The sequence below is a fragment of the Sphingobium sp. TA15 genome (assembly GCF_037101235.1).
Taxonomy (GTDB): domain Bacteria; phylum Pseudomonadota; class Alphaproteobacteria; order Sphingomonadales; family Sphingomonadaceae; genus Sphingobium; species Sphingobium indicum.
This window is the reverse complement of record NZ_AP025355.1, coordinates 714,553-736,664: the sequence shown is the minus strand read 5'-3', so window position 1 is coordinate 736,664 and position 22,112 is coordinate 714,553. Positions and strand designations below refer to the sequence as shown.

23 protein-coding genes are annotated in these 22,112 nt (G+C 65.8%); 17 read left to right on the top strand and 6 right to left on the bottom strand.

All coding sequences use genetic code 11. The features are described 5' to 3' along the window. The first annotated feature begins 1 nt into the window (after position 1). The 4 genes from Sj15T_RS03710 to Sj15T_RS03695 all read left to right on the top strand — a co-directional run bounded on the left by Sj15T_RS03710 (position 2) and on the right by Sj15T_RS03695 (position 3,367). Entirely contained in the window at positions 2-1,633 is a 1,632-nt protein-coding gene (locus Sj15T_RS03710) for a nitrite/sulfite reductase (RefSeq protein ID WP_013039932.1), read from the top strand. Next, positions 1,626-2,066 (top strand): DUF934 domain-containing protein, encoded by a 441-nt coding sequence (locus Sj15T_RS03705; RefSeq protein WP_007688963.1) that lies wholly within the window; start codon positions 1,626-1,628, stop codon positions 2,064-2,066. Before Sj15T_RS03710 ends, Sj15T_RS03705 begins: the two co-directional genes overlap by 8 nt. Beyond that, positions 2,059-2,850 (top strand): phosphoadenylyl-sulfate reductase, encoded by a 792-nt coding sequence (locus Sj15T_RS03700; RefSeq protein ID WP_041385849.1) that lies wholly within the window; start codon positions 2,059-2,061, stop codon positions 2,848-2,850. The genes Sj15T_RS03705 and Sj15T_RS03700 overlap by 8 nt, the downstream gene beginning before the upstream one ends. A 121-nt stretch (positions 2,851-2,971) precedes the next feature. Then, the gene (locus Sj15T_RS03695; RefSeq protein WP_013039930.1) at positions 2,972-3,367 is read left to right on the top strand and encodes an MAPEG family protein; all 396 of its coding nucleotides are present in this window, start codon (positions 2,972-2,974) and stop codon (positions 3,365-3,367) included. Between the two features lie 77 nt (positions 3,368-3,444). Here the strand turns inward: Sj15T_RS03695 and Sj15T_RS03690 are convergent, their stop codons facing one another. Then, the gene (locus tag Sj15T_RS03690) at positions 3,445-4,926 is read right to left on the bottom strand and encodes a replicative DNA helicase (RefSeq protein WP_007688953.1); all 1,482 of its coding nucleotides are present in this window, start codon (positions 4,924-4,926) and stop codon (positions 3,445-3,447) included. A 134-nt stretch (positions 4,927-5,060) separates the two neighbouring features. On the opposite strand from Sj15T_RS03690, the gene Sj15T_RS03685 reads away from it, so the two are divergent. From Sj15T_RS03685 to Sj15T_RS03660, 6 genes are read left to right on the top strand one after another with little or no spacing between them, the layout of a single operon-like run. Beyond that, the gene (locus Sj15T_RS03685) at positions 5,061-5,543 is read left to right on the top strand and encodes a UPF0262 family protein (RefSeq protein WP_007688952.1); all 483 of its coding nucleotides are present in this window, start codon (positions 5,061-5,063) and stop codon (positions 5,541-5,543) included. A gap of 32 nt (positions 5,544-5,575) precedes the next feature. Beyond that, entirely contained in the window at positions 5,576-6,241 is a 666-nt protein-coding gene (locus Sj15T_RS03680; RefSeq protein WP_007688951.1) for a GH25 family lysozyme, read from the top strand. Further along, positions 6,238-6,696: a cytidine deaminase gene (locus tag Sj15T_RS03675; protein WP_013039929.1), complete on the top strand. Its 459-nt coding sequence runs from the start codon at positions 6,238-6,240 to the stop codon at positions 6,694-6,696. Before Sj15T_RS03680 ends, Sj15T_RS03675 begins: the two co-directional genes overlap by 4 nt. A gap of 6 nt (positions 6,697-6,702) precedes the next feature. Continuing rightward, the gene (gene dcd / locus Sj15T_RS03670; RefSeq protein ID WP_007688937.1) at positions 6,703-7,257 is read left to right on the top strand and encodes a dCTP deaminase; all 555 of its coding nucleotides are present in this window, start codon (positions 6,703-6,705) and stop codon (positions 7,255-7,257) included. A 43-nt stretch (positions 7,258-7,300) separates the two neighbouring features. Continuing rightward, positions 7,301-8,065, top strand: a complete 765-nt coding sequence (locus Sj15T_RS03665) for a metallophosphoesterase family protein (protein ID WP_013039928.1) — start codon at positions 7,301-7,303, stop codon at positions 8,063-8,065. A 19-nt stretch (positions 8,066-8,084) separates the two neighbouring features. Next, positions 8,085-11,039 carry a TonB-dependent receptor gene (locus Sj15T_RS03660; RefSeq protein ID WP_013039927.1) on the top strand — a complete coding sequence of 985 codons (2,955 nt, stop codon included), beginning with the start codon at positions 8,085-8,087 and terminating at the stop codon, positions 11,037-11,039. A gap of 212 nt (positions 11,040-11,251) precedes the next feature. Here Sj15T_RS03660 and Sj15T_RS03655 read toward each other — a convergent pair whose 3' ends face one another. Both Sj15T_RS03655 and Sj15T_RS03650 read right to left on the bottom strand, forming a co-directional pair. Continuing rightward, positions 11,252-11,947, bottom strand: coding sequence for a hypothetical protein (locus tag Sj15T_RS03655; protein WP_013039926.1), 696 nt, complete (start codon positions 11,945-11,947; stop codon positions 11,252-11,254). Continuing rightward, positions 11,944-12,432, bottom strand: coding sequence for a sigma-70 family RNA polymerase sigma factor (locus tag Sj15T_RS03650; protein WP_007682404.1), 489 nt, complete (start codon positions 12,430-12,432; stop codon positions 11,944-11,946). The genes Sj15T_RS03655 and Sj15T_RS03650 overlap by 4 nt, the downstream gene beginning before the upstream one ends. Before the next feature lie 122 nt (positions 12,433-12,554). Here Sj15T_RS03650 and Sj15T_RS03645 point away from each other — a divergent pair, with 122 nt between their 5' ends. The 3 genes from Sj15T_RS03645 to Sj15T_RS03635 all read left to right on the top strand — a co-directional run bounded on the left by Sj15T_RS03645 (position 12,555) and on the right by Sj15T_RS03635 (position 15,362). Further along, positions 12,555-13,847, top strand: a complete 1,293-nt coding sequence (locus Sj15T_RS03645; protein WP_013039925.1) for a S8 family serine peptidase — start codon at positions 12,555-12,557, stop codon at positions 13,845-13,847. A 100-nt stretch (positions 13,848-13,947) separates the two neighbouring features. Beyond that, entirely contained in the window at positions 13,948-14,631 is a 684-nt protein-coding gene (locus Sj15T_RS03640) for a hypothetical protein (RefSeq protein ID WP_013039924.1), read from the top strand. 314 nt (positions 14,632-14,945) lie between these two features. Continuing rightward, positions 14,946-15,362 carry a hypothetical protein gene (locus Sj15T_RS03635; RefSeq protein WP_013039923.1) on the top strand — a complete coding sequence of 139 codons (417 nt, stop codon included), beginning with the start codon at positions 14,946-14,948 and terminating at the stop codon, positions 15,360-15,362. Between the two features lie 114 nt (positions 15,363-15,476). On the opposite strand, the gene Sj15T_RS03630 is transcribed toward Sj15T_RS03635, so the two are convergent. Next, positions 15,477-16,184, bottom strand: coding sequence for a response regulator transcription factor (locus Sj15T_RS03630; RefSeq protein ID WP_007688543.1), 708 nt, complete (start codon positions 16,182-16,184; stop codon positions 15,477-15,479). Between the two features lie 209 nt (positions 16,185-16,393). Continuing rightward, positions 16,394-17,287, bottom strand: a complete 894-nt coding sequence (locus Sj15T_RS03625; RefSeq protein WP_013039922.1) for a LysR family transcriptional regulator — start codon at positions 17,285-17,287, stop codon at positions 16,394-16,396. Positions 17,288-17,394: 107 nt separating this feature from the next. Here Sj15T_RS03625 and Sj15T_RS03620 point away from each other — a divergent pair, with 107 nt between their 5' ends. Further along, complete coding sequence (locus Sj15T_RS03620; protein ID WP_007688539.1) at positions 17,395-18,114, top strand: pirin family protein; 720 nt, start codon at positions 17,395-17,397, stop codon at positions 18,112-18,114. Between the two features lie 126 nt (positions 18,115-18,240). Further along, positions 18,241-18,840, top strand: a complete 600-nt coding sequence (gene wrbA, locus Sj15T_RS03615; protein WP_007688537.1) for an NAD(P)H:quinone oxidoreductase — start codon at positions 18,241-18,243, stop codon at positions 18,838-18,840. Positions 18,841-18,987: 147 nt separating this feature from the next. Here the strand turns inward: wrbA and Sj15T_RS03610 are convergent. Continuing rightward, a protein-coding gene (locus tag Sj15T_RS03610) for an IS5 family transposase (RefSeq protein ID WP_115288555.1) occupies positions 18,988-19,745 on the bottom strand; the annotation gives its coding sequence in 2 pieces (ribosomal slippage) (positions 18,988-19,409 and positions 19,409-19,745; 759 coding nt in all). A gap of 401 nt (positions 19,746-20,146) precedes the next feature. On the opposite strand from Sj15T_RS03610, the gene lgt reads away from it, so the two are divergent. Together lgt and Sj15T_RS03600 are read left to right on the top strand one after the other, a co-directional pair. Further along, positions 20,147-21,049, top strand: a complete 903-nt coding sequence (lgt, locus tag Sj15T_RS03605; RefSeq protein WP_338756201.1) for a prolipoprotein diacylglyceryl transferase — start codon at positions 20,147-20,149, stop codon at positions 21,047-21,049. Beyond that, positions 21,039-22,106, top strand: coding sequence for an SAM-dependent methyltransferase (locus Sj15T_RS03600; RefSeq protein WP_013039919.1), 1,068 nt, complete (start codon positions 21,039-21,041; stop codon positions 22,104-22,106). The genes lgt and Sj15T_RS03600 overlap by 11 nt, the downstream gene beginning before the upstream one ends. Positions 22,107-22,112: the final 6 nt, after the last annotated feature.

Sequence of the window (22,112 nt, the reverse complement as noted above, 5' to 3'; positions counted from 1 at the left end):
CATGTATCGTTACGACAGCTACGACCAGTCCATCGTCGACGCCCGCGTCGAGGAATTTCGCGACCAGACCCAGCGCCGTCTGGCCGGGCAGTTGACGGAGGACCAGTTCAAGCCGCTGCGGCTGATGAACGGCCTCTATCTTCAGCTGCACGCCTATATGCTGCGCGTCGCCATTCCCTATGGCACGCTGAGCGCCCGGCAGATGCGCAAGCTGGGCGAGATCGCGGCGAAATATGACCGGGGCTACGGCCACTTCACCACGCGGCAGAACCTGCAATATAACTGGATCAAGCTGGCCGACGCGCCCGACATACTGGCCGAGCTTGCGACGGTCGAGATGCATGCCATCCAGACCAGCGGCAATTGCATCCGCAACATCTCTTCCGACCAATATGCCGGGGTTTCGGCGGACGAAGTGGCCGACCCGCGTCCCTGGGCGGAACTGCTGCGCCAATGGTCGACCTTCCATCCCGAATTCACCTATCTGCCGCGCAAGTTCAAGATCGCCGTGATCGCGAGCGAGGAGGACCGCTCCGCCATGCGCCTGCACGACATCGGCCTCAAGCTGGTGTCGCGCGACGGCCGGATAGGCGCGGAGGTCTATGCCGGCGGCGGCATGGGGCGCACGCCCATGGTTGCGCCGCTTATCAGGGACTTCGTGCCCGAAGATGAGATCGTCTCTTATCTGGAGGCGTGCCTGCGCGTCTACAACCGCTATGGCCGGCGCGACAACAAGTACAAGGCGCGGATCAAGATCCTGGTCCATGAACTGGGCGTCGAGGAATATAGGCGGCAGGTCGAGGAGGAGTTCGCCCATATGCGGACGCTGGGCCTCAACCCGCCGACCGAGGAACTGGACCGCATCCGCGCCTATTTCGCCGGCCCCGCCTATGAAACGGGCCTGGGCGACAGCATCGACCGCAGCGATCCGGCCTTCGCCCTGTGGGTGGACCGTCAGGTCGCGGCGCACAAGCAGCCGGGCTATGCCATCGTCAACATCAGCCTGAAGCCGCGCGGCGGCATTCCGGGCGACGCCTCCGCGGAGCAGATCGCGCTGGTGGCGGACCTGGCGGAGCGCTATTCGCTCGACGAGCTGCGCGTCACCCATGCGCAGAACCTGGTCCTGCCGCATGTGAAGAAGGCGGACCTCCACGCCATCTGGCAGAAGCTGGACGAGGCCGGCCTTGCCGAGGCCAATCTGGACCTGATCACCGACATCATCGCCTGTCCTGGCCTGGATTATTGCAGCCTCGCCAATGCCCGCTCCATCCCGCTGGCGCAGAAGCTGTCGGAACGGTTCGCCGCGGCGGACCGGCAGAAGGAACTGGGCGAGCTGAAGGTCAAGATTTCCGGCTGCATCAATGCCTGCGGCCATCATCATGCCGGCCATATCGGCGTGCTGGGCGTGGACCGGAAGGGCGTGGAGAATTTCCAGCTTTCGCTCGGCGGGTCAGGCGCGGAGGACGCCAGCGTCGGCCAGATCACCGGCCCCGGCTTTTCGGAGGACGGCGTGGTCGACGCGATCGAGAAGGTCACCAACCTCTATCTCGAACAGCGGGAGGAGGGCGAACGCTTCCTCGACACCTATCGCCGTCTTGGCATGAGGCCCTTCAAGGAGGCGATCTATGGTTGAGTTCCTGTCCTTCCGCGAAGGCGATGGCGGCCAGGAACCGGCCGTCACGGTCGAATCCTTCACCGGCCAGTCCAATTCGACCGCCGTCCGGATCGAAGCGGGCGAGGATGCCCGCGAATTGCTGCCCTATCTGGACAGGCTGTCGCTGGTGGAGGTGAACTTCCCCGCCTTCGGCGACGGGCGCGGCTATTCGGCGGCGCGGATATTGCGCGAGGCCGGCTATCGGGGCGAACTGCGCGCGGTGGGCGATGTGCTGGTGGACCAGATCGTCGCGATGCGCCGCTGCGGCTTCGACAGCTTCCGGCCCGACAAGGCGCTGGACGATGCCGCCGTGGAGCGCGCGCTCCATCGTTATGAGGACGTCTATCAGAAGACGATCGACGGCCGCCGCCCGGTCTGGGCGAAACGGCACCCGGAGAATGCAAATGGCTGAACCTGCCCGCCAGCTTGACGTGATCGACGCCCGCCCCGCCTTCACCCAGGCGGATGCGGATGCGCTCAACGCCCGCTTCGAGGGCGTCGACACGCTCTCCATGCTCAAGACCGTCTTTGCCGAGGGGCTGGCGGGCAATGTCGCCGTCGTCTCCTCCTTCGGCACGGAAAGCGCGGTGCTGCTCGATCTGGTGGCGAAGGCCGACAAGAACGTGCCGGTGATCTTCGTCGACACGCTCAAGATGTTTCGCGAAACGCTGGATTATCGCGAAACGCTGATCCGGACGCTGGGCTTTACCGACAGCCGCGCCGTCGCGCCCCATGCCGAAGTGCTGGCGGCGAAGGACGAGACCGGCCTGCGCTGGTCCTACGATCCCGACGGCTGCTGCGAAATCCGCAAGGTCGAGCCGATGAACCGCGCCAAGGAAGGGCTGGACGCCTGGATTTCCGGGCGCAAGGCGTTCCAGTCGGTGACGCGCCAGAACCTGCCCCGTTTCGAGGTCGAGGACGGCCGGTTGAAGATCAACCCGCTGGGCGATTGGACGAAGGACGACCTGGAGGCCTGGTTCGAGGCGGAGAAGCTGCCGCGCCACCCGCTGGAGGCGCAGGGCTATCTCTCCATCGGCTGCGAACCCTGCACGTCCAAGGTGCTGCCGGGCGAAGACCCCCGCGCCGGGCGCTGGCGCGGGTGGGACAAGGTGGAATGCGGCATCCACTCGCCGGTGACGCCGATCCCCTCCCCCGCCGCCGATCCGGACGATCCGGCCAACCAGCCGGTGTTCTGACCGAAAGGGCGGCCCGGCCGGCGCAATCTTCGTAAGAAAACGAAGATGTCGGGAAATATGGCGCAGCCCGCGGGCGCGCTATATGGTGCCGGTCGTCACGCACGGAGCGGAGGGACGAGACATGGCCGTCGAACTGAAGATATTGGCGTGGAGTTGCGTGCTGCTGCTGGTCCACATCTTCGCGGCGGCGCACATCAAGACGCGCCAATATGGCGCCAAATGGAACATGGGCGCGCGGGACGAGGAATTGCCGCCGCTCGATCCCGTCGGCGGGCGGCTGGTCCGGGCGCAGGCGAATTTCCTGGAAACCTATCCGATCGCGATCATCGTGCTCCTGGGCGTGGTGATCGCCGGGAAGACCAGCGGGACGACGGCGCTTGGCGGGTGGCTCTGGCTGGGGGCGCGGGCGGTTTACCTGCCGCTTTACGGCATGGGCGTGCCCATGGTGCGGACCATCGCCTATCTCGTCAGCATGGTGGGGCTGGCGCTGCTGTTCCAGGCGTTTGTTTCTGGCTGAACCATGCCCCTGCGCAGGCAGGAACCCAGGTGGAACGTCCGGACTGGGCTCCTGCCTGCGCAGGAGCACGCATGCTTCTACTCGTAATCCTCCATATAGCTGCCTTCCGCCAGGTCGGAGAAGCGGGTGATCTTCGCGTCGAACTTCATGCGGATGCGCCCGGTCGAACCATGGCGCTGCTTGGCGACGATGATCTCGGCGAGGCCGTAGATGCGCTCCATCTCCTGCGCCCATTCCAGATGTTCGGGGCTTTCCTTGTTCCCCGGCTCCTTCGCGGCGACATAATAATCCTCGCGGAAGACGAACCAGACCATGTCCGCGTCCTGCTCGATGGAACCGGACTCGCGAAGGTCCGATAGCTGGGGCCGCTTGTCCTCGCGCTGTTCGACGGCGCGGCTGAGCTGGGACAGCGCCAGAACCGGGCAATTCAATTCCTTCGCCAGCGTCTTCAGGCCCCGGGAAATCTCCGAAATCTCGTTGACGCGATTGTCGCCCTTTCCCGTGCCCTGGAGCAGTTGGAGATAGTCGACCACGACGAAGCCGATGTCATGCCGCCGCTTCAACCGGCGGGCGCGGGTGCGCAGCGCGGCGATGGTCAGGCCGGGCGTATCGTCGATGAACAGCGGCAATTCCTGCAACTCCCGCGCAGCGCGGGAGAGGTTCTGGAAATCGGCGCGGCTGATCTTGCCCATGCGCAGCGCTTCGCCGCTGATGCCCGACTGTTCGGCCAGCACGCGGGTGGCAAGCTGGTCGGCGGACATTTCCAGGCTGAAAAAGGCGGTCTTCGCGCCCATATTCTTTTCCGGCGGAATGCCGTCGGCATTGTCGCGCAGCCAGCGCGAGGCGGCATTATAGGCGATATTGGTCGCCAGCGACGTCTTGCCCATGCCCGGACGACCCGCAAGGATCATCAGGTCCGAATTGTGCATGCCGCCGATCTTCTCGTTCAGGCTGTTGATGCCGGTGGTGATGCCCGACACATGCCCGCCGCTGTTGAGCGCGCGCTCCGCGATCTGGACCGCCATGGTGGTGGCCGTGGCGAAGCTCTTGACCGATCCGGTCTCCCCCTCGCCCTCCGACACCTTGTAGAGCGCGACCTCGGCCTGCTCGATCTGCTCGCGGGGGTTGACATCCTCGCTGGTATCCAGCGCGTTTTCAACCAGTTCCCGGCCGACATGAACAAGCTGTCGCAGCAAGGCGAGGTCGTATATCTGCGTCGCGAAGTCCCTCGCGCCCAGCAGCGCCGCGCCATTGCCGGTCAATTGCGCCAGATAGCCGACGCCGCCCAGTTCCTTGAGCGCCGGATCCTGCTCCAACAGCGGCTTCAGCGTCACCGGGTTGGCGACCATGTCCCGCTCGACCAGCTTCATCACGGCTTCGTAGATGCGGCCGTGCAGGGGTTCGAAGAAATGCTCCGGCTTCAGCTTGAGCTGCACATCCTCGGCAATGCGGTTGTCGATCATCAGCGCGCCCAGCAGCGCGGCCTCCGCCTCCACATTGCGCGGGAGTTCGGTGATGCCGGCTTCCGCGGCGGCGTTGATTTGCACGAGTTCGACCATGCCTCCCTCATCGCTTCGCTGGCGGCGGGGCGCAAGGTCCGACATTGAAACGATTGGGAAAAGCTGTGGACAACCGCGCCCCTGCTTTTCCCGGTTGCATTTCCCCTTGCGCCGCCGCACTGACCATAGCGTTCATGGCCGATCCGCGCATCATCGATATCACGCTCGACGAGCGGACGATCCTCTGGCGCAACGCCGATGTGGAGCAGGAACGGCGGATCGCCATATTCGACCTGCTGGAGGATAATTATTTCGAGCCGCAGCGCAGCCATGAGGACGGCTATGCCGGCCCCTACAAGGTGCACCTGCGCGTCGAGGAAGGCCGGCTGGTCATGGAGATACGCCGGGAAAACGGCGATCCGCTGGAGGCGATCGTCCTCGGCCTGGGTCGGTTCCGCCGCCCGATCCGGGATTATTTCGCGATCTGCGACAGCTATTACCAGGCGATCAGCAACGCTTCGCCGCAGCAGATCGAAACGGTGGACATGGCGCGCCGGGGCATCCACAATGCCGCCGCCGAGACGCTGATCGAGCGGCTGGACGGCAAGGTCAAGGTCGATTTCGATACGGCCCGTCGCCTGTTCACGCTGATCTGCGTCCTGCACATCAAGGGGTAAGGGGCATCCATATCGTCAGCGCCGGCCATTTCATGGCCCGTCTTTGCCTGTTTCTTGCCGTTCCGGGCCTGCTGGCCCTGGGCGGGTGGCTCTATGCGCGGGAATGGGCGCCCGGCCGGGAGGCGTTCCCAACCCAGGGCGTGTCGGTGTCGTCGGACAACGGCCCGATCGACTGGGGCACGCTGGCGGCGCAGGGGGCCGATTTCGCCTATATCCGCGCATCGAGCGGCGGACGCTTCCGCGATCCGGCGTTCGAGGCGAACTGGGCGGGCGCGAGGGCGGCGGGGATGCGCTATGGCGCCGCGCTCGATTTCAGCCTGTGCGCCAGGGCTTCGGAACAGGCGACGGGCTTCATGACCATGGTGCCGCGCGACAATGCCGCGCTGCCCCCGGTGATCAGGCTGGCGTTCGATCCGGGCTGCCGCGCGCGGCCGGGGCAGGATGCGGTGCTGTCGGAACTGAACACGCTGATCAACCTGATCGAAAGTCATGCGGGCACGCCGGTGCTGCTCAACGTCAGCGACGATTTCGACGCCCAATACGCCATCGCGTCGGGGATCAACCGCACCTTGTGGCTGGACCGCAATTTCTTCGCGCCCGATGGCGGGCAGCGCAAATGGGTGATGTGGACAGCCAATGATATGCGGCATATCGACGGCATCGACGGTCCGGTGCGATGGGATGTGATGGCGCGATGAATGCGACGGAAAAGCTGGTCGAGGCGGCGCGGGAAGCGATGCGCCATGCGCACGCGCCCTACAGCCGCTTCGCCGTCGGCGCGGCGGTGCGGCTGACCGACGGGCGGATCGTGACCGGCTGCAATTTCGAGAATGCGAGCTATGGCCTGTCGCTCTGCGCCGAAACGGTGGCGCTGGCCGCGGCGAATGCGCAGGGCCGCCTTGCCGATGTGGAGGCGGTTGCGGTCGTGGGCGGCGCCATGGGTGCGGACGGCGCCATATCGGGGCAGGCCATCGTCACCCCCTGCGGCCGGTGCCGCCAGATCATGAACGAAGCCGAGCAGATGGCCGGGCGGACGCTCGCCATTTACTGCGCGGCGCCGGAAGGAGACGCGCTGGTCGAACATCGCGTCGCCGAACTCCTGCCCCATGCCTTCGGTCCCGCCGATTTGGGCATCACCCCTGGAAAGAGCTGAACAGCCATGTCGATATTGTCGGATAAGTGGATTCGCGAACAGGCGCGGAGCAACAACATGATAGAGCCGTTCGTGGAGAGCCAGCGGCGGGACGGCTGCATCAGCTATGGCCTTTCCTCCTACGGCTATGACGCGCGGGTGGCGGACGAGTTCAAGATCTTCACCAATGTCGACAGCGCCGTGGTCGACCCCAAGGATTTCGCGGCCAACAGCTTCGTCGACCGCAAGACCGATGTCTGCATCATCCCGCCCAACAGCTTCGCGCTGGCCCGGACGGTCGAATATTTCCGCGTGCCCCGCGACGTGCTGGTGATCTGCCTGGGCAAGTCCACCTATGCGCGGTGCGGCATCATCGTGAACGTGACGCCGCTGGAACCGGGCTGGGAAGGGCATGTGACGCTGGAATTTTCCAACACCACGCCGCTGCCGGCCAAGATCTACGCCAATGAGGGGGCGTGCCAGTTCCTCTTCCTCCAGGGCAATGAGCCGTGCGAGACCAGCTATGCCGACCGCGCGGGCAAATATATGGGGCAGCAGGGCGTCACATTGCCGCGCCTGTAACGCTGTGCGACATTGGCGGCATGATGTGTGAGGCAGGCCCGCCATGCTGATGCCGTTCCGAACGCGGAAGGCGCGGGAGCATGCGCCGCCCCCCAGCGTGGGCGGGGACCGGCGCGTCTATGCCATAGGCGACGTTCACGGCCGCGACGACCTGCTCGCCCAGTTGCTGGACCGGATCGCGCTGGACGAGGCGGGGCGCCATCCCCTGCCCCGGCTGCTGATCCTGCTGGGCGACCTGGTCGACCGGGGGCCGCAGTCGCGGCAGGTGGTCGAACGGGCGATGGGCCTGGCGCGCTCCGGCGATGAGGTCCGCTTCCTCAAGGGCAATCATGAGGAGATGTTCGTCGCCGCCGCGCGCGGCAGGGCGCAGGCCGCCCGCCTGTTCCGCCGCCATGGCGGGGTGGAGACGCTGGCCAGCTACGGACTGGGGCCGGAGGACAGCGCCCGGATGAGCGACGAGGCGATGGCGCGATGGATGCTGGCTCACGTCCCGCGCGACCATGTCGATTTCCTGGACGACTTTCCCGATATGCTGCCGCTGGGCGATTACCTCTTCGTCCATGCGGGGGTGCGGCCGCGCGTCGCGCTCCATGCCCAGATTCCGGCCGACCTGCGCTGGATCAGGGGCGATTTCCTGAACCATGGAGGGCGCCTGGACAAGATGATCGTGCACGGCCACAACATCAGCGCGGATGTGGACGTCCGGCCCAACCGGATCGGCATCGACACCGGCGCCTTCCGCAGCGGCCGGCTGACGGCGATCGGGCTGGAGGGGGACCGGCGCTGGTTCCTGCAAACCGGGGACTGATGAAGGCGCCCGGCGCAACTTGCAATATCGGGATGAGGAAATCTCATTTCCCGCTGATTTCCCGATCCCTTATCCGTCGCATCCGATCCTTCCCGCCCGCTTCACCGGAATGGATGGCGGATCGGGACTTTTTCTTCGTTGGATGACGTCGGAACGGCAAAAGCCGTCCGCAACAGGGGAATATTCGATGCGCATTCGCCATACATTGGCGGGCTTCGCTTTTGCCGCATGCCTTGTTTCGCCCACGAAGCTCGTGGCGTCGCCGAAAATGGACGCCACCCTGTCGCAGCGGCACAAGTTCGACATCGCCCCTCAGCCGCTGAGCAGCGCCCTGCGCCAGCTTTCGACCCAGTCTGGCGTGCGCATCCTGTTCCCCTATGACGAGGTCGCGTCGATCCGCAGCCGACGCGTGCAGGGCTGGCTGTCGACCGAAGACGCGCTGAAGCGACTGCTGGCCGGGACCGCGCTCAGGCATAGCGAGGCAGGGGCGGGAGTCATCGCCCTTGCCGTGCCGGCCAGCCGCACCGTCGCCCATCGCAGCCCGCTGTCGGTCCAGTTGGCGCAGGTCGCCATGGCGGGCGGGTCGGGGGCTCCGGTCGCCATGGCTCCCGCCGATGCGGAGGAGGCCTCGGCCCCGATCATCGTGACCGGCACCCGCCAGACCACCCGCACCGTCGCGGAAAGCCTGGCCCCCATCGACGTGCTGAGCGCCAAGGATCTGGAGGCGAGCGGCAAGCAGTCCGTGCGCGACCTGCTGGGCACGCTGGTGCCGTCGATCAACGTGTCGAACAGCGGCGCAGGCGCCAGCTTCGCCGTCAAGACGCTGTCGCTGCGCGGCCTTGCCGGCGACCATCTGCTGGTGCTGGTGAACGGCAAGCGGCGCCACAACACCGCGACCCTGTTCATCAACGGCACGACCCAGAACGGCCAGTCGCCGCCCGACCTGGACCTTATCCCCTCCTCCGCCATCGAACGGATAGAGGTGCTGCGCGACGGCGCGTCGGCGCAATATGGGTCGGACGCGATCGCGGGCGTCGTCAACATCCTGCTGAAGAACGACGCCAGCGGCAGCGCCTCCTTCCTGGGCGGCGCCACGGCGGACGGCGGCGGCGAACAGGGCCGGTTCCAGATCAGCAAGGGCTTCGGCATCGGCGACGGCGGCCATGTCCACTTCACGCTGGACGCCTTCCTTCAGGGCCGCACCTATCGCAGCGCGCCCAATCCGGGACAATTCTATGCGCGGGTGGGCCAGCTCTATTCCTCGACCACGGGCGCGCTCGACCCGCGGGAGGCGACCGTCGACCGCAACGTGAACCGCGGCGGCCAGCCGCAGGTGTCGGGCATCAACTTCGCCTATGACCTGTCGCTGCCGGTGAGCGATCAGGTCGAACTCTACCTGTTCGGCACGGCGTCGCGACGGCATAGCGACGCCTGGCTGACCTATCGCTTCCCCGACGCGCCGAATAATATTCCCGAACTGTTCCCCAACGGCTACAGCCCGCATCTCCACATCTATGACGAGGATTTCCAGACCACGGCGGGGCTGCGCGGCGACCTGTCGGACACATTTCATTACGACCTGTCCAGCAGCTTTTCCCGCGATTGGGCGAAATATCGGGAAAGTTCGCTCCTCAACGCCTCGCTCGGCCCCGCAAGCCCCACCGACATGCATATCGGCGCCGTCACGTCGAAGGAATGGACGACCAATCTCGACCTTCAGAAGACGGTCGATCTGGGCTTGGCCGAACCGTTGCTGGTGGCGCTGGGCGCGGAATATCGCTGGAACAGCTACGCCATCGGCGCGGGCGACCCGGTTTCCTATATCGACGGCGGATACCGATCGACCACCGGCCCCAATGCCGGCGTGCTGCGGACATCCGGGTCGCAGGGGGTGACGGGTTTCCCCCTTTCCTCCGCCGGAACATGGAGCCGCGACAATTGGAGCGCCTATCTGAACCTGGAACAGCAGGTCGTCGAGGGGTTCGAGGTCGCGCTGGCCGGACGGCATGAGGATTATTCCGACTTCGGCACGACCGACACCGGCAAGGCGTCAGTGCGCATAGAGCCGCTGCGCGGCCTGGCGCTGCGCGGCACCGCCAGCACGGGCTTCCGCGCCCCGACCCTGCAACAGCAGCATTATTCCTCCGCCAGCACGATCAATGTCGGCGGCGTGCTGCTGCCCGTGTCGGCCTTGCCGGTGGATTCCGCCGCCGCCGTGGCGCTGGGCGCGACGCCGCTGAAACCGGAAAAATCGCGGAACCTGTCCGCCGGGATCGTCCTGACGCCCACGCCGCGCCTCAACATCACGGTCGACGCCTATCAAATCAGGATCAAGGACCGCATCCTGCTGTCCGAAACCCTGCAGGGGCCGCTGGTGCGCGGGGTTCTGGCGGCGGCGGGCATCACCTCCTCGGCGGGCGGATTCTACTTCTCCAACGCCGCCGACACCCGGACGCGGGGGCTGGACGTGGTCAGCACCTGGCGGGCGGGCCTGGGCGATCTGGGCCATGCGCTGTTCAGCCTGTCCGCCAATTTCAACAAGACCGTCTTCACCCATGTCGACGCCGTGCCGCCGGTGCTGGCCGATTCCCGGCTGATGCTGATCGGCCGGACCAAACGGGGGGATTTCACCAAGGGCACGCCGCGCGACAAGTTCATCGCCAACATGTTCTGGACCAGGGGGCCGGCCAGCCTGAACCTGCGCGCCACCCGATATGGCAAGGTGACGATGGTCCATCCGACCACGCCCTCGCTGGATGCGGAGATCGACCCCAAGGTCATTTTCGACCTGGAACTGGGGATGGAACTGCGCAAGGGCATCAAGCTGACGGCGGGGGCGAACAATCTGTTCAACATCTATCCCGACAAATTGCCCGTTTCGTTGCAGGCCAACGGCTTTTCCCTCTACAATCAATATTCGCCCTATGGCGCGAGCGGCGGCTTTTACTATGGCCGGTTGAATTTCGAGTTTTGAGCGGGACGGCCATGCAGATGCGTTAGCCTTTTTCTGCGATGCTATCGGGGCTGGGTTTGGCCAGTAGCGGACGTTAGTTTTCCGTCACCCCGGACTTGATCCGGGGTCCCGCTTTCTTTCTGAGTGCACCTCGTCCAAGGCAGCGGGACCCCGGGTCAAGCCCGGGGTGACGAATGGGGGAACATCCGCCCCCACCCCTTCCAGCCTCTATCCTATTGCCACCGCCTGTCCTTCGCCGCCTTCTCCTGCGCGGCGTCGAGGGGGGGGCCGTCCATCAATGCATCGACGGTCGCCATCAGGCGCATGTCGCCGGAGGACGCTTGCCGATAGGCCGTCCCCTGCCCCGCGCCCGGCAAGAGCTGCTGCACCTGCCAGCCCTGCTCCTCGCGACAGGCGACGCCCGAAAGGGCCTGTCCTTCGAAGCTGCGGCACCAGCCGCCGCCCTTGCGCCGGAAGCTGAGGCCGATGCGGATCGGTGCGTCTTGCTGGGCGGAGGCGAGTTGGGTTTCGAGCGCCGACGCCAGTTCGCCCTGCGCGACCATCGCGCCGCGCTCCACCGCAATCGGACCGCCGCTCCCGCCTGAAAAATGCCCGATGCCAAGCCCCAGCAGCAGGCTCGCAGCGATCGCCCCGCCCGTGACCCAGACGCGCCGCCGCTCCGTCGCCGGACGAGCGAACGGGACGACCTTTGCCTCCTCCCGCAACAGGGCCTGCATCGCCGCCGGCACGGGCTCGGCTTCGATGGGCGCATAATGGCCCGCCAATCGCTCCCGCAGGCGAAGATGCATGTCCAACCTCGCGGCCAGGGCCGGGTCTTCCGCCACGGCCCGCTCCACGCGCCGCCGGTTCACCTCGTCCAGTTCGCCATCGACGAAGGCGATCAGCATGGCTTCGTCCATGTCCGTCATGCCGCTTCCCCCAGCAGTTCGATCAACGCGCCGCGCCCGCGCACCAGCCGCGACGTCAGCGTGCCCATCGGAATGTCCAGCACCTCCGCCGCCTCTTTGTAGGACAGCCCCTCCACCAGCACGAGGGCGATCGCCTCCCGCTGCTCGTCGGGCAGGCCGTGCATGGCGCGGTCGACGTCGGACAGCATGACATGCGCCTCCACGTCGCGGTCGCCGGCATGGCCGACATGCTCGCCCGCCTCCTCCGGCGCGAAGGTGCGGGCGGCGCGCTGCCGGGAGCGGCCCTCGTCGATCCAGAGATTGCGCATGATCCGATACATCCAGCTATCCAGTCTCGTTCCCGGCTGCCATTGATCGCGTGCCCGGAGCGCCTTTTCCAACGCCGCCTGGCAGAGATCGTCCGCATCGGCGCGGTCCCGCGACAGGCTGGCGGCAAAGCGCCGCAGCCGGGGCAGGATCGCCAACAGATCGCTTTCGAACGACATCCGGTCTCCATTCAGCTTCCTGAGGGATGAAACGGCTGCCGCCGCGCGTTTCATCCCTGAATCATGAATCTTTTATCGGAAATTTTTTCGCGATGAATCATTTTGAGAGCGAAAGGACCGTAATGCGGTCCAATGATGAAAAGGCCGGCGGCTGGGAGGTCGAAATGAAGTTCACGCGTCCATGGATCGTCGCCGGCCTGCTGCTGACCGCACCGGGCGCGCAGGCGCAGTTGCTGCCCGCGCCGGGCGGCGCCCTGGGCCAGGTGAGCGGCCAGGCGGGCGGCGTTGCGCCGCATGTGCTGGACCGGGTGGAAGGCACGCTGGACCAGGCGGGGATCGACCGGCTGTCGCCTGCGCGCCTGGCCGACTGGCTGGTTGCGGCGCGGGCGGCGCGGATCGACGATCTGCTGCGGCGGCATGCCGATTCGGTGGAACTGGACGACCGGCGCGAACCGGCGCGGCGCGGTGTCATATTGATGACCGGGGCGCGGGCGGAAAGCGTCGCAGCCTTGCGTTCCGCCGGCTATGGCGTGGAAAATGCCGCCATAGAGGGGCTGGACCTCAGCGTCACCCGCCTGACCGTGCCGCAGGGCCGCAGCCTGTCGCGGGCGTTGAAGCAAGTCCGATCCCTCGCTCCGGAGGCGCAGGCCAGCGCCGACAATCTCTATTTCCCCAGCGGCGCCTCCATCGGCCTTGCCGCCGCCGCGCTTGCGGAAACCGGGCCGGTGCGGGGCAAGGCGGCGGGACTGATCGACGGCGGCGTGGCGCGCCATCCGGCCCTGAGCGGCCCGATCGAGCAGCGCGGCTTTGCCCGAGGCGCTCCCCGCGCCAGCGCGCATGGGACGGCGGTCGCCTCCCTCATCAGCGGGACGACCGGCATAAGGGGCGCGGCGCCCGGCGCACCCCTGCTGGTGGCCGATATATATGGCGAGGATCCGGCGGGCGGCGGCGCCTTTGCGATGGCGCGGGCGCTGGGATGGATGGCGGCGCGCGGGGCCGATGTGGTGACGGTCAGCCTGGTGGGACCGGACAATCCCCTGCTGGCGGGCGCGATCCGGCTGGCGCGGGAACGCGGCGTGTCCGTGGTCGCGGCGGTCGGCAATGACGGGCCGGCCGCGCCGCCGGCCTATCCGGCCTCCTATGCCGGGGTGATCGCCGTCACCGGGATAGACGGGCGGGGCCGCGTCCTGCCGGAGGCCGGGCGAGCGCGCCATGTCGATTTCGCCGCGCCGGGGGCGGATATGAATGCGGCCCGCGCCGATGGCGGCAAGGGCAAGGTTCGCGGCACGTCCTTCGCCGCGCCGCTGGTCGCCGGGCGGCTGTTCGCCACCGGCAGCCTGGCGGCCCTGCGGGCGGAGGCGAAGCGGGGCGGCCGCCTTAGCGTCGTTTGCGGGAATTGCAGAAATAACGACTGATTTTCAAGTGCTTGAAAATTTTTTTCGGCACGGCGGGATTAAATCGCATCGCCCTCACGTTGTCTTGTCATCGGATCGACAACGAACAAGGAGACGATCGATGAAAGTCAAGTTCCTGATTGCAACCGCCGCTCTTGCCGCCATGACGGCCGCGCCCGCCTCTGCCCAATTGCTGGGCGGCGGTGGCGGCGGCATGCTGGGCGGCGGCCTGGGCGGCGCGCTGGGTGGCGCGGGCGGATCGCTGGGCGGCACGCTGGGCGGATCGGGCGGCATCGGCCTGGACCGCAGCATCGACCTGGAAAATGGCCGCGTCGGCGCCAGCGGCTCGGGCCATGGCAGCGGCAGCGGTTCCGCATCCGGCTCGGTCAGCCGCCATGGCAAGAGCCACGGCGGCAGCGCTTCGGGTTCGGCCAGCGGATCGGCGGGCGGCAGCCTGACCGCCGACACGCTGGGGACCGGCGATGTGCGCAACGCCGTGGGCGGCCTGCGCGACCAGGCCGGCAGCACGGTCGGCGCAGCGCGGGATCGCGCCGCCGGGACCGCCGCCAAGGCCAAGGACCGCGCCAGCGCCACCGCAGGGGCGGCGCGGGACCGCACCGCAAATGCCGTGGGCCGGACCCGCTCGATAGCCGGCAATGCCGCCGGCAGCGCTGCCGGCGCAGCCGGCGGCGCGGCGAACGGCGCGGGCGGCATCGCCTCGGTGGATGCGGCCGGGCAACTCTCCGGCAGCGGACAGGCCTCTGGTTCGGGCAGCACCGCATCTTCGGATCAGGCGGCCGACTGACCCCGCGCGGAGGCGGCCTGTCCCCGACCGGCTTTCAGCCGCATGGCCGCCTCACCGCCTGATCGAAGGCCGGCGATCATGGAGCGCCCCGCGTCAAATCGGACGCGACGTGCTCCAGGGTCGCCGGCCTTCCCCTTTTTCAAACCGAAGGCTGAAATCCTTTGATCCGAACGGTTTGAGATGATGGTGCTTTTCATGGCACCCCTAAGCGTTTAGATCGGTATGTCAGATGGTTCCGGCCGACAACGTCGAATGGGGCCAAGGATCGCCAAAGGTGCGTCAAGGCGCCGAATATTGAAGAGATACAGGACTGAATGTCCGTTTCCGATTCCGATTTCGCCTCCAACCGGCAATATGACCGCCAGCGCAGGCTGCTGAAGGCGCGCATGCGCCACGCGGATTATGGCGAAATCGACATCCTGGTCCGCGACGTTTCGGAAATGGGGCTTGGCGGGCGGTGCGATCTCGACCTTGCTGTCGGGGAACGCGTCGTCATCCTCCTGCCCGATTGCCGTCCCGCCCCAGGGAAGATCGCCTGGCGCAAGGGACAGAGCTTCGGCGTGCAACTGGAGGCGCAGATCAATCCGGAAGCGGTCAGAAGCCGCGCGCCCGCAGATCGCCCGGCCGATGGTTATCAGGTGCCGGAGGCGTTCCGGCCATCGGGCGAAACGAAACGGCCGGGGTTCAGGACGCGGGTGCAGGGACCGGACACCAACAATAAATGGCGATGATCTCGGCTCCGTCCTGAACGGGCGACGCCATGTTCGGGCGCCGGGGAGCGCCCATGAAAAAGGCCGGCCATCCCCCAGGGACGCCGGCCTTTTCTGCCGGGCGCCATGGCCGGATCAGGCGACCTTGGTCGCGAATTCCTCCGCCTCGTCCGGATCGCGCAGCACATAGCCGCGGCCCCAGACGGTCTCGATATAATTTTCGCCATTGCAGGCCAGCGCCAGCTTCTTGCGCAGCTTGCAGATGAAGACGTCGATGATCTTGAGTTCCGGCTCGTCCATGCCGCCATAAAGGTGGTTCAGGAACATTTCCTTGGTCAGCGTCGTGCCCTTGCGGAGCGAAAGCAGCTCCAGCATCGCATATTCCTTGCCGGTCAGGTGGACGCGATTGCCGTCCACTTCCACGGTCTTGGCGTCCAGGTTGACCGCCAGCTTGCCGGTGCGGATGACCGACTGCGAATGGCCCTTGGACCGACGCACGACCGCGTGGATGCGGGCGATCAGTTCCTCGCGATGGAACGGCTTGGTCACATAATCGTCGGCGCCGAAGCCGAAGGAGCGGACCTTGCTGTCCATTTCCGCCACGCCCGACAGGATCAGCACCGGCGTCTGCACCTTCGCCGCGCGGAGCTTCTTGAGCACGTCGTACCCGTGCATGTCCGGCAGGTTCAGGTCGAGGCAGATGATGTCGTAGTCGTAGAGCTTGCCGAGGTCGAGACCCTCTTCGCCAAGGTCGGTCGTGTAGACGTTGAACCCCTCCGTCGTGAGCATCAGCTCGATCGCCTTCGCGGTCGTCGGTTCGTCTTCGATTAGCAGCACGCGCATGTGAAGCCCCTTTGCGTAGCAGTTCCGTCCACCCCCAAAGAACGACGGCCGCATCAATTCATTAACCAAAAAACTTCTGAAGGACAAAGGTTAATTTTTCGCTAACCGGCAGAAATCCGCGAGTCGCTGGATTTTGAATCTATTTTCAATGTTTTGAAGCCAAAATGATTCAGGCGGAGTCAATATGGATTCGACTTCGAAACGAGCGGTCAACATCCATGATGGCGGGTCAGGAAGTCGAGCACCGCATCCACCCGCGCAGGCCGCAGTCGCGATGGCGGCGTGACGAGGTGAATGCCGAACGGCGGCGGTCGCCAGTCTACCAGTATCTCCTCCAGTTCGCCCGAGGCGATCGCTTCCCCGACGATGAAGTCGGGCAGCCGGGCGATGCCGACGCCGGTGCGCAGCGCGGGCAGCATCGCCTCCCCGCTGTTGACCGTCAGGCGGGCGCGGACCTGCACCACGACATTCTGCTGGCCCGGCCCGGAAAAGCGCCAGACGTCGGGCGTCGGCGTGTTGGAATAGCACAGGCAGTCATGGTCGCCGAGGTCGGACGGATGGGTGGGCCGCCCCCTTTCCGCCAGATAGGCGGGCGACGCAACGACATGCAGCGTGACGTCGGCCAGGCGCCGGGCGCGCAATGAACTGTCGGGCATGTCGGCGATGCGGATGGTGGCGTCCAGGCCCATGTCCACCAGGTCGATGCGCGCATCGGACAGGTGCAGGTCGATGTCGACATGCGGATTCTGCTTCGTGAATTCCGCGACCAGCGGCGCGATGCGGAGCAGGCCGAAGGTCATCGGCGCGCCCAGCCGGACCGTGCCGGAAAGTTCCGCCGTTTCGTCCCTGGCCGCCTCCTCCGCCGCCTGCCCTTCGGAAAGGATGCGGGCCGCATGCTCGGCCAGCCGCCTGCCGCTTTCGGTCAGGGCCAGGCGGCGGCTGGTGCGGCTGAACAGGCTGGTGTCCAGATGCTGTTCCAGCCGCGTCACCGCCTTGGACACGGTGGCCTTCGACACGCTCAGCGCCTTGGCCGCGTCGGTGAAGCTGCGATGCTCCACCACGGCGGCGAACATCGCCCATGCCTCGAAATCGGGAAGACGCATAAGGAAACAATCCGTTTCAATGCTGCTTATTCAAGAAACGATCCTGATTGCTAGATTGATGGAAAGCAAGCCGGAACCTTCCGGCAATCCTTCGAAAGGCCTGAGTGATGAGCATGACAGTTGGCAGCCGGATCGACCGCCGCCCCTTCGCCTCGCTCGGCCACGCCGACCATGGCTGGCTGAATGCGCGGCATCATTTCTCCTTTGCGGACTATTATGATCCGTCCCGCATGCATTGGGGCGCGATCCGGGTATGGAACGACGATGAGATCGGTCCCCGCTCCGGCTTTCCGCCGCACCCGCACGCGGACATGGAGATCATCACCTATGTCCGCACCGGCGCGATCACCCATCAGGACAGCCTGGGCAACAAGGGCCGCACGGAGGCGGGCGACGTGCAGGTGATGAGCGCGGGCAGCGGCATCCGCCACGCGGAATATAATCTGGAGGACGAGACGACGACTCTCTTCCAGATCTGGGTCATGCCGCGCAGCCGGGGCGGCCAGCCGAGCTGGGGCGCCAAGCCCTTTCCCAAGGGCGATCGGTCGGGCCGGCTGGTGGTGCTGGCGAGCGGCCATGACGAGGACAGGGAGGCGCTGCGCATCCGCGCCGACGCCCGGCTGCTGGGCGGCACGGTCAAGGCGGGCGACAGCGTCACCTATGACAGCGCCGAAGGGCGCCACCTCTACCTGGTCCCGGCAACCGGCCGGATCGAAATAGACGGCCAACTGTTCGAGGCGCGTGACGGCGCCGCGATCATCGGCGGCGCGCCCATCACCATCAAGGCCATCGAGGACGCCGAAATCGTCCTGGTGGACAGCGAATAAGGTCCGTCCCTTCTCCCTCCGGACGGGCCGAAAGGCCGCCCGCGCTTCTCCCCCCACTCCGGCGCGGGCGGCCAAATTGTTCGAAACCTTCTTACGATCAACGCATTAGAAGAAATGGAGATACGCATGGCAAAGGTTCTGGTTCTCTACTATTCGTCCTACGGTCATATCGAAACCATGGCGAAGGCCGTGGCGGAAGGCGCGGCGGCCGCCGGCGCGCAGGTCGACATCAAGCGCGTGCCCGAAACGGCGCCGCTGGAAGTCGCGAAAGCCGCGCATTTCAAGCTCGACCAGGAAGCGCCGGTCGCGGCCGTCGCGGACCTGGCGGATTATGACGCGATCATCATCGGCACCGGCACCCGCTTCGGCCGCATGTCCAGCCAGATGGCGGCCTTCCTCGACCAGGCCGGCGGCCTTTGGATGCGCGGCGCGCTGAACGGCAAGGTGGGCGGCGCCTTCACCTCGACCGCCAGCCAGCATGGCGGGCAGGAAACCACCCTGTTCTCGATCATCACCAACCTGTTGCATTTCGGCATGGTGATCGTCGGCCTGGACTATGGCTTTGCCGGCCAGATGGGCGTGGACAAGGTCCGCGGCGGAGCGCCCTATGGCGCGACCACGCTGGCCGACGGCGACGGCAGCCGCCAGCCGAGCGAAGAGGAACTGGACGGCGCGCGCTATCAGGGCCGCCGCATCGCGGAAACGGCGCTGAAGCTGCACGGCTGATGCATGACTGCGCCGTCTATATGGCGCAGTCGTTGAGCCTTGGGTCGCAAGGCATCAGCGCAAAGGGGGAGCCGGCGCATGGGACTGCGCGTCGGCTCCCCTGTTTTTTTGGGGTGAAACGGAGAGCGGCCTAAGGCTTGTTGAGATTCATCGAGAGTTGATGACGGCACTGGCGAGATAGATCATGGCTGAGAAGCTCTGATCGGTCTTGTCGGAACGCATGGCGATTCGTTTGAACTCCTTGAGTTTGCAGAAGAAGTTCTCGATGAGGTGACGCCATTTGTAGAGTTCTGCGTCGATCCGGCGCTTGCTGGCCCGTCCGGGATGCTGTGAGATCACGACCCTTGCGCCCCGCGCGTCGAGTTCAGCAATGATGGCGTTGGTGTCGAACGCCTTGTCGGCCATGAAGCCAGCGAAGGCGAGGTTCTCGATGAGGGGCGGGACACCTATGATGTCGCAGCGCTGACCCGGTAGCAGCACGAAGCGAACGAGATTGCCCAAGGCATCCGTGAGTGCGACGATCTTGGTGGTCATGCCGCCCTTCGACCGCCCTATGGCCTGGCTTTGAGTCCCCCTTTTGCGCCCTGGCCGTGGCGGTGGACCTTGACGATCGTGCCATCGACCATTGCAAACTCCATGTCTGGATCATCCGACGCGGCGTCGAAAAGCCGTTGGAAAACATCGGCTTTCACCCAATCCCGATAGCGCTTGAAGATCGTGTTCCACTTCCCGAATGCAGCCGGAAGATCACGCCATGGACTGCCCGTGCGCGCAATCCACAACACCGCCTCCAGAAATAGCCGATTGTCGTGGCCGCTCCGACCCGGATCGCTTGCCTTGCCAAGACAATATGGCGCCATCTTTGCCCACTGATCGTCCCGAAGGACAAGTCGTTCAGCTTCCATCACAAACTCCTTCAAGGAGCTTGAATCAGATCAAAGCCTAAAGGGGAATCCTGAATCTCAACAAGCCTTAGGGTGTGTGGGGATTCAGCCCATGGCGGGCTGCAAATAGCGGCTTTCTGCGCTTCCGGTGCTCACGTACTGAAGTACGCTCCGTCGAAACGAGTCACGCGCCTCGTTTCGAGGTTCTCGAAATCCACTATTTTCGCCGCGCCCTGAACTGAATCCCCACACACCCTAGCCGACCGAAGGAAAGCTGAACCGGATCCCGGTTCACGGCGGCCGCCGACACCCTTCCGCCTCCACTTCCCCGCACCTCGCCTGCCCGCTGTCGCGGTCGCCATGCGGCTTCCCGCAGCAGCCGGATCAACTTCCTCCCTTCCCTCCGTCCCCCACCTTGCTCTATGGCGGGGACCGAATTTCCCAAGGGGAACGCCAACTTGATCCTAGACCTTGCCGCCGCCGCTTCGGGCGCCATTCGCTTCGACCAGCTCGGCCTCAGCCCGGTCGCGCTCGACCTCGGCTTCTTCACGCTGAAATGGTACAGCCTCGCCTATCTGGCGGGCATATTGATCGGCTACTGGTATCTGCTGAAGCTAATCGCCCAGCCCGGATCGCCCATGGCGCGCCGCCATGCCGACGACATGATCTTCTACGCGACGCTGGGCATCATCATCGGCGGGCGGCTGGCCTATGTCTTCTTCTACCAGCCCGAAATCCTCCGCAATCCGCTGGACATCTTCAAGCTTTGGAACGGCGGCATGTCCTTCCACGGCGGGGCCATCGGCGTCTCGCTCGGCATCCTCTACATGGCGCGCAAGGAAAAGCTCAGTTGGCTGCGCATCCATGATTTCGTCGCCTGCTGCGTCCCCTTCGGCCTGTTCTTCGGCCGCCTCGCCAATTTCGTGAACGGGGAACTCTGGGGCAAGGAGACGGACGTGCCCTGGGCCATAATTTTCCCGACCGGCGGCCCCTTCCCCCGCCATCCCAGCCAGCTTTACGAAGCCTTCCTCGAAGGCATAGTCCTGTTCCTGATCCTCGCCTTCGCCTTCTGGAAGACCCGCGCCCGCTACAAGCCCGGCATGCTGGTCGGCATCTTCCTGCTCGGCTACGGCGTGTTCCGCTTCGGCGTCGAATATGTGCGGGAGGCGGACGCCCAACTCATGGAATTCGCCGCCCGCACCGGGCTGCACATGGGCCAGTGGCTGTGCGTGCCGATGATCCTGGGCGGCCTCTACCTGATCGTCACGGCGAAGGGCCACCGCGTCCGCGTGGAACCCGTCGCGGGCAGCGCGAGTGTCAGTTGAACTGACCCTGTCCGAACGGCTCGCCCGCCAGATCGAGGCGGGCGGCCCGATCTCAATCGCCCATTATATGGCGGAGGCGAACCAGCATTATTACGGCACCCGCGATCCGCTGGGCGCGGCGGGCGACTTCACCACCGCGCCCGAAATCAGCCAGATGTTCGGCGAACTGATCGGCCTGTGCCTGGCGGACATATGGATGCGGTCCGGCAGTCGTCCGGCAGCCCATTATGTGGAGCTTGGCCCCGGACGCGGCACGCTGGCGTCCGACGCGCTGCGCGCCATGGCCAGCGTCACGTTCCACCCCCGCGTCCATTTCGTGGAAACCAGCCCCAGCCTGCGCGAACGGCAGGGCGCGCTCATCCCCAATGTCGCGCATCATGATTCCGTGTCCAGCCTGCCCGAACAGGGACCGCTGCTGGTCGTCGCCAATGAATTTTTCGACGCCCTTCCCGCCCGGCAGCTTGTCCGCGTCGGCAGCGAATGGCGCGAGCGAGTCGTCGTCCGCCCCGATCCGGACCAGCCCGACCGTTTCGCCCCCATGGCCGGATACCGCCGCGTCGAATCCGGCATCCCCGCCATGGCCGCCGACGCCCCGGAAGGCGCGATCCTGGAAATGCCCCTCGCCGGATCGGCCATCGCGCTGGAACTGGCGCACCGAATCGCGAAGCAGGGTGGCGCCGCCATCGTCATCGACTATGGCTATGAAGGACCGGCGACCGGCGACACGCTCCAGGCGGTCAGGGCGCATCGCTATGCCGATCCCTTCCTGGAACCGGGCGAGAGCGACCTGACCACCCATGTCGATTTCACCATGATCGGCAATATGGCGCGGCAGGCCGGGCTGCGCGTGACGCGGACGGTCGGCCAGGGCGCCTTCCTGCGCCAACTCGGCATCGACGCCCGCGCCGATCAACTCAGCCGGACCACTCCCGCCCGCGCAGAGGAGGTGGAGGCCGCCCGCCGCCGCCTGACCGACGACGACGCGATGGGAACGCTGTTCAAGGCGATGGCCTGGGTCCATCCCGACTGGGCCGACCCTGCGGGGTTCGAGGGTTGAAAGACC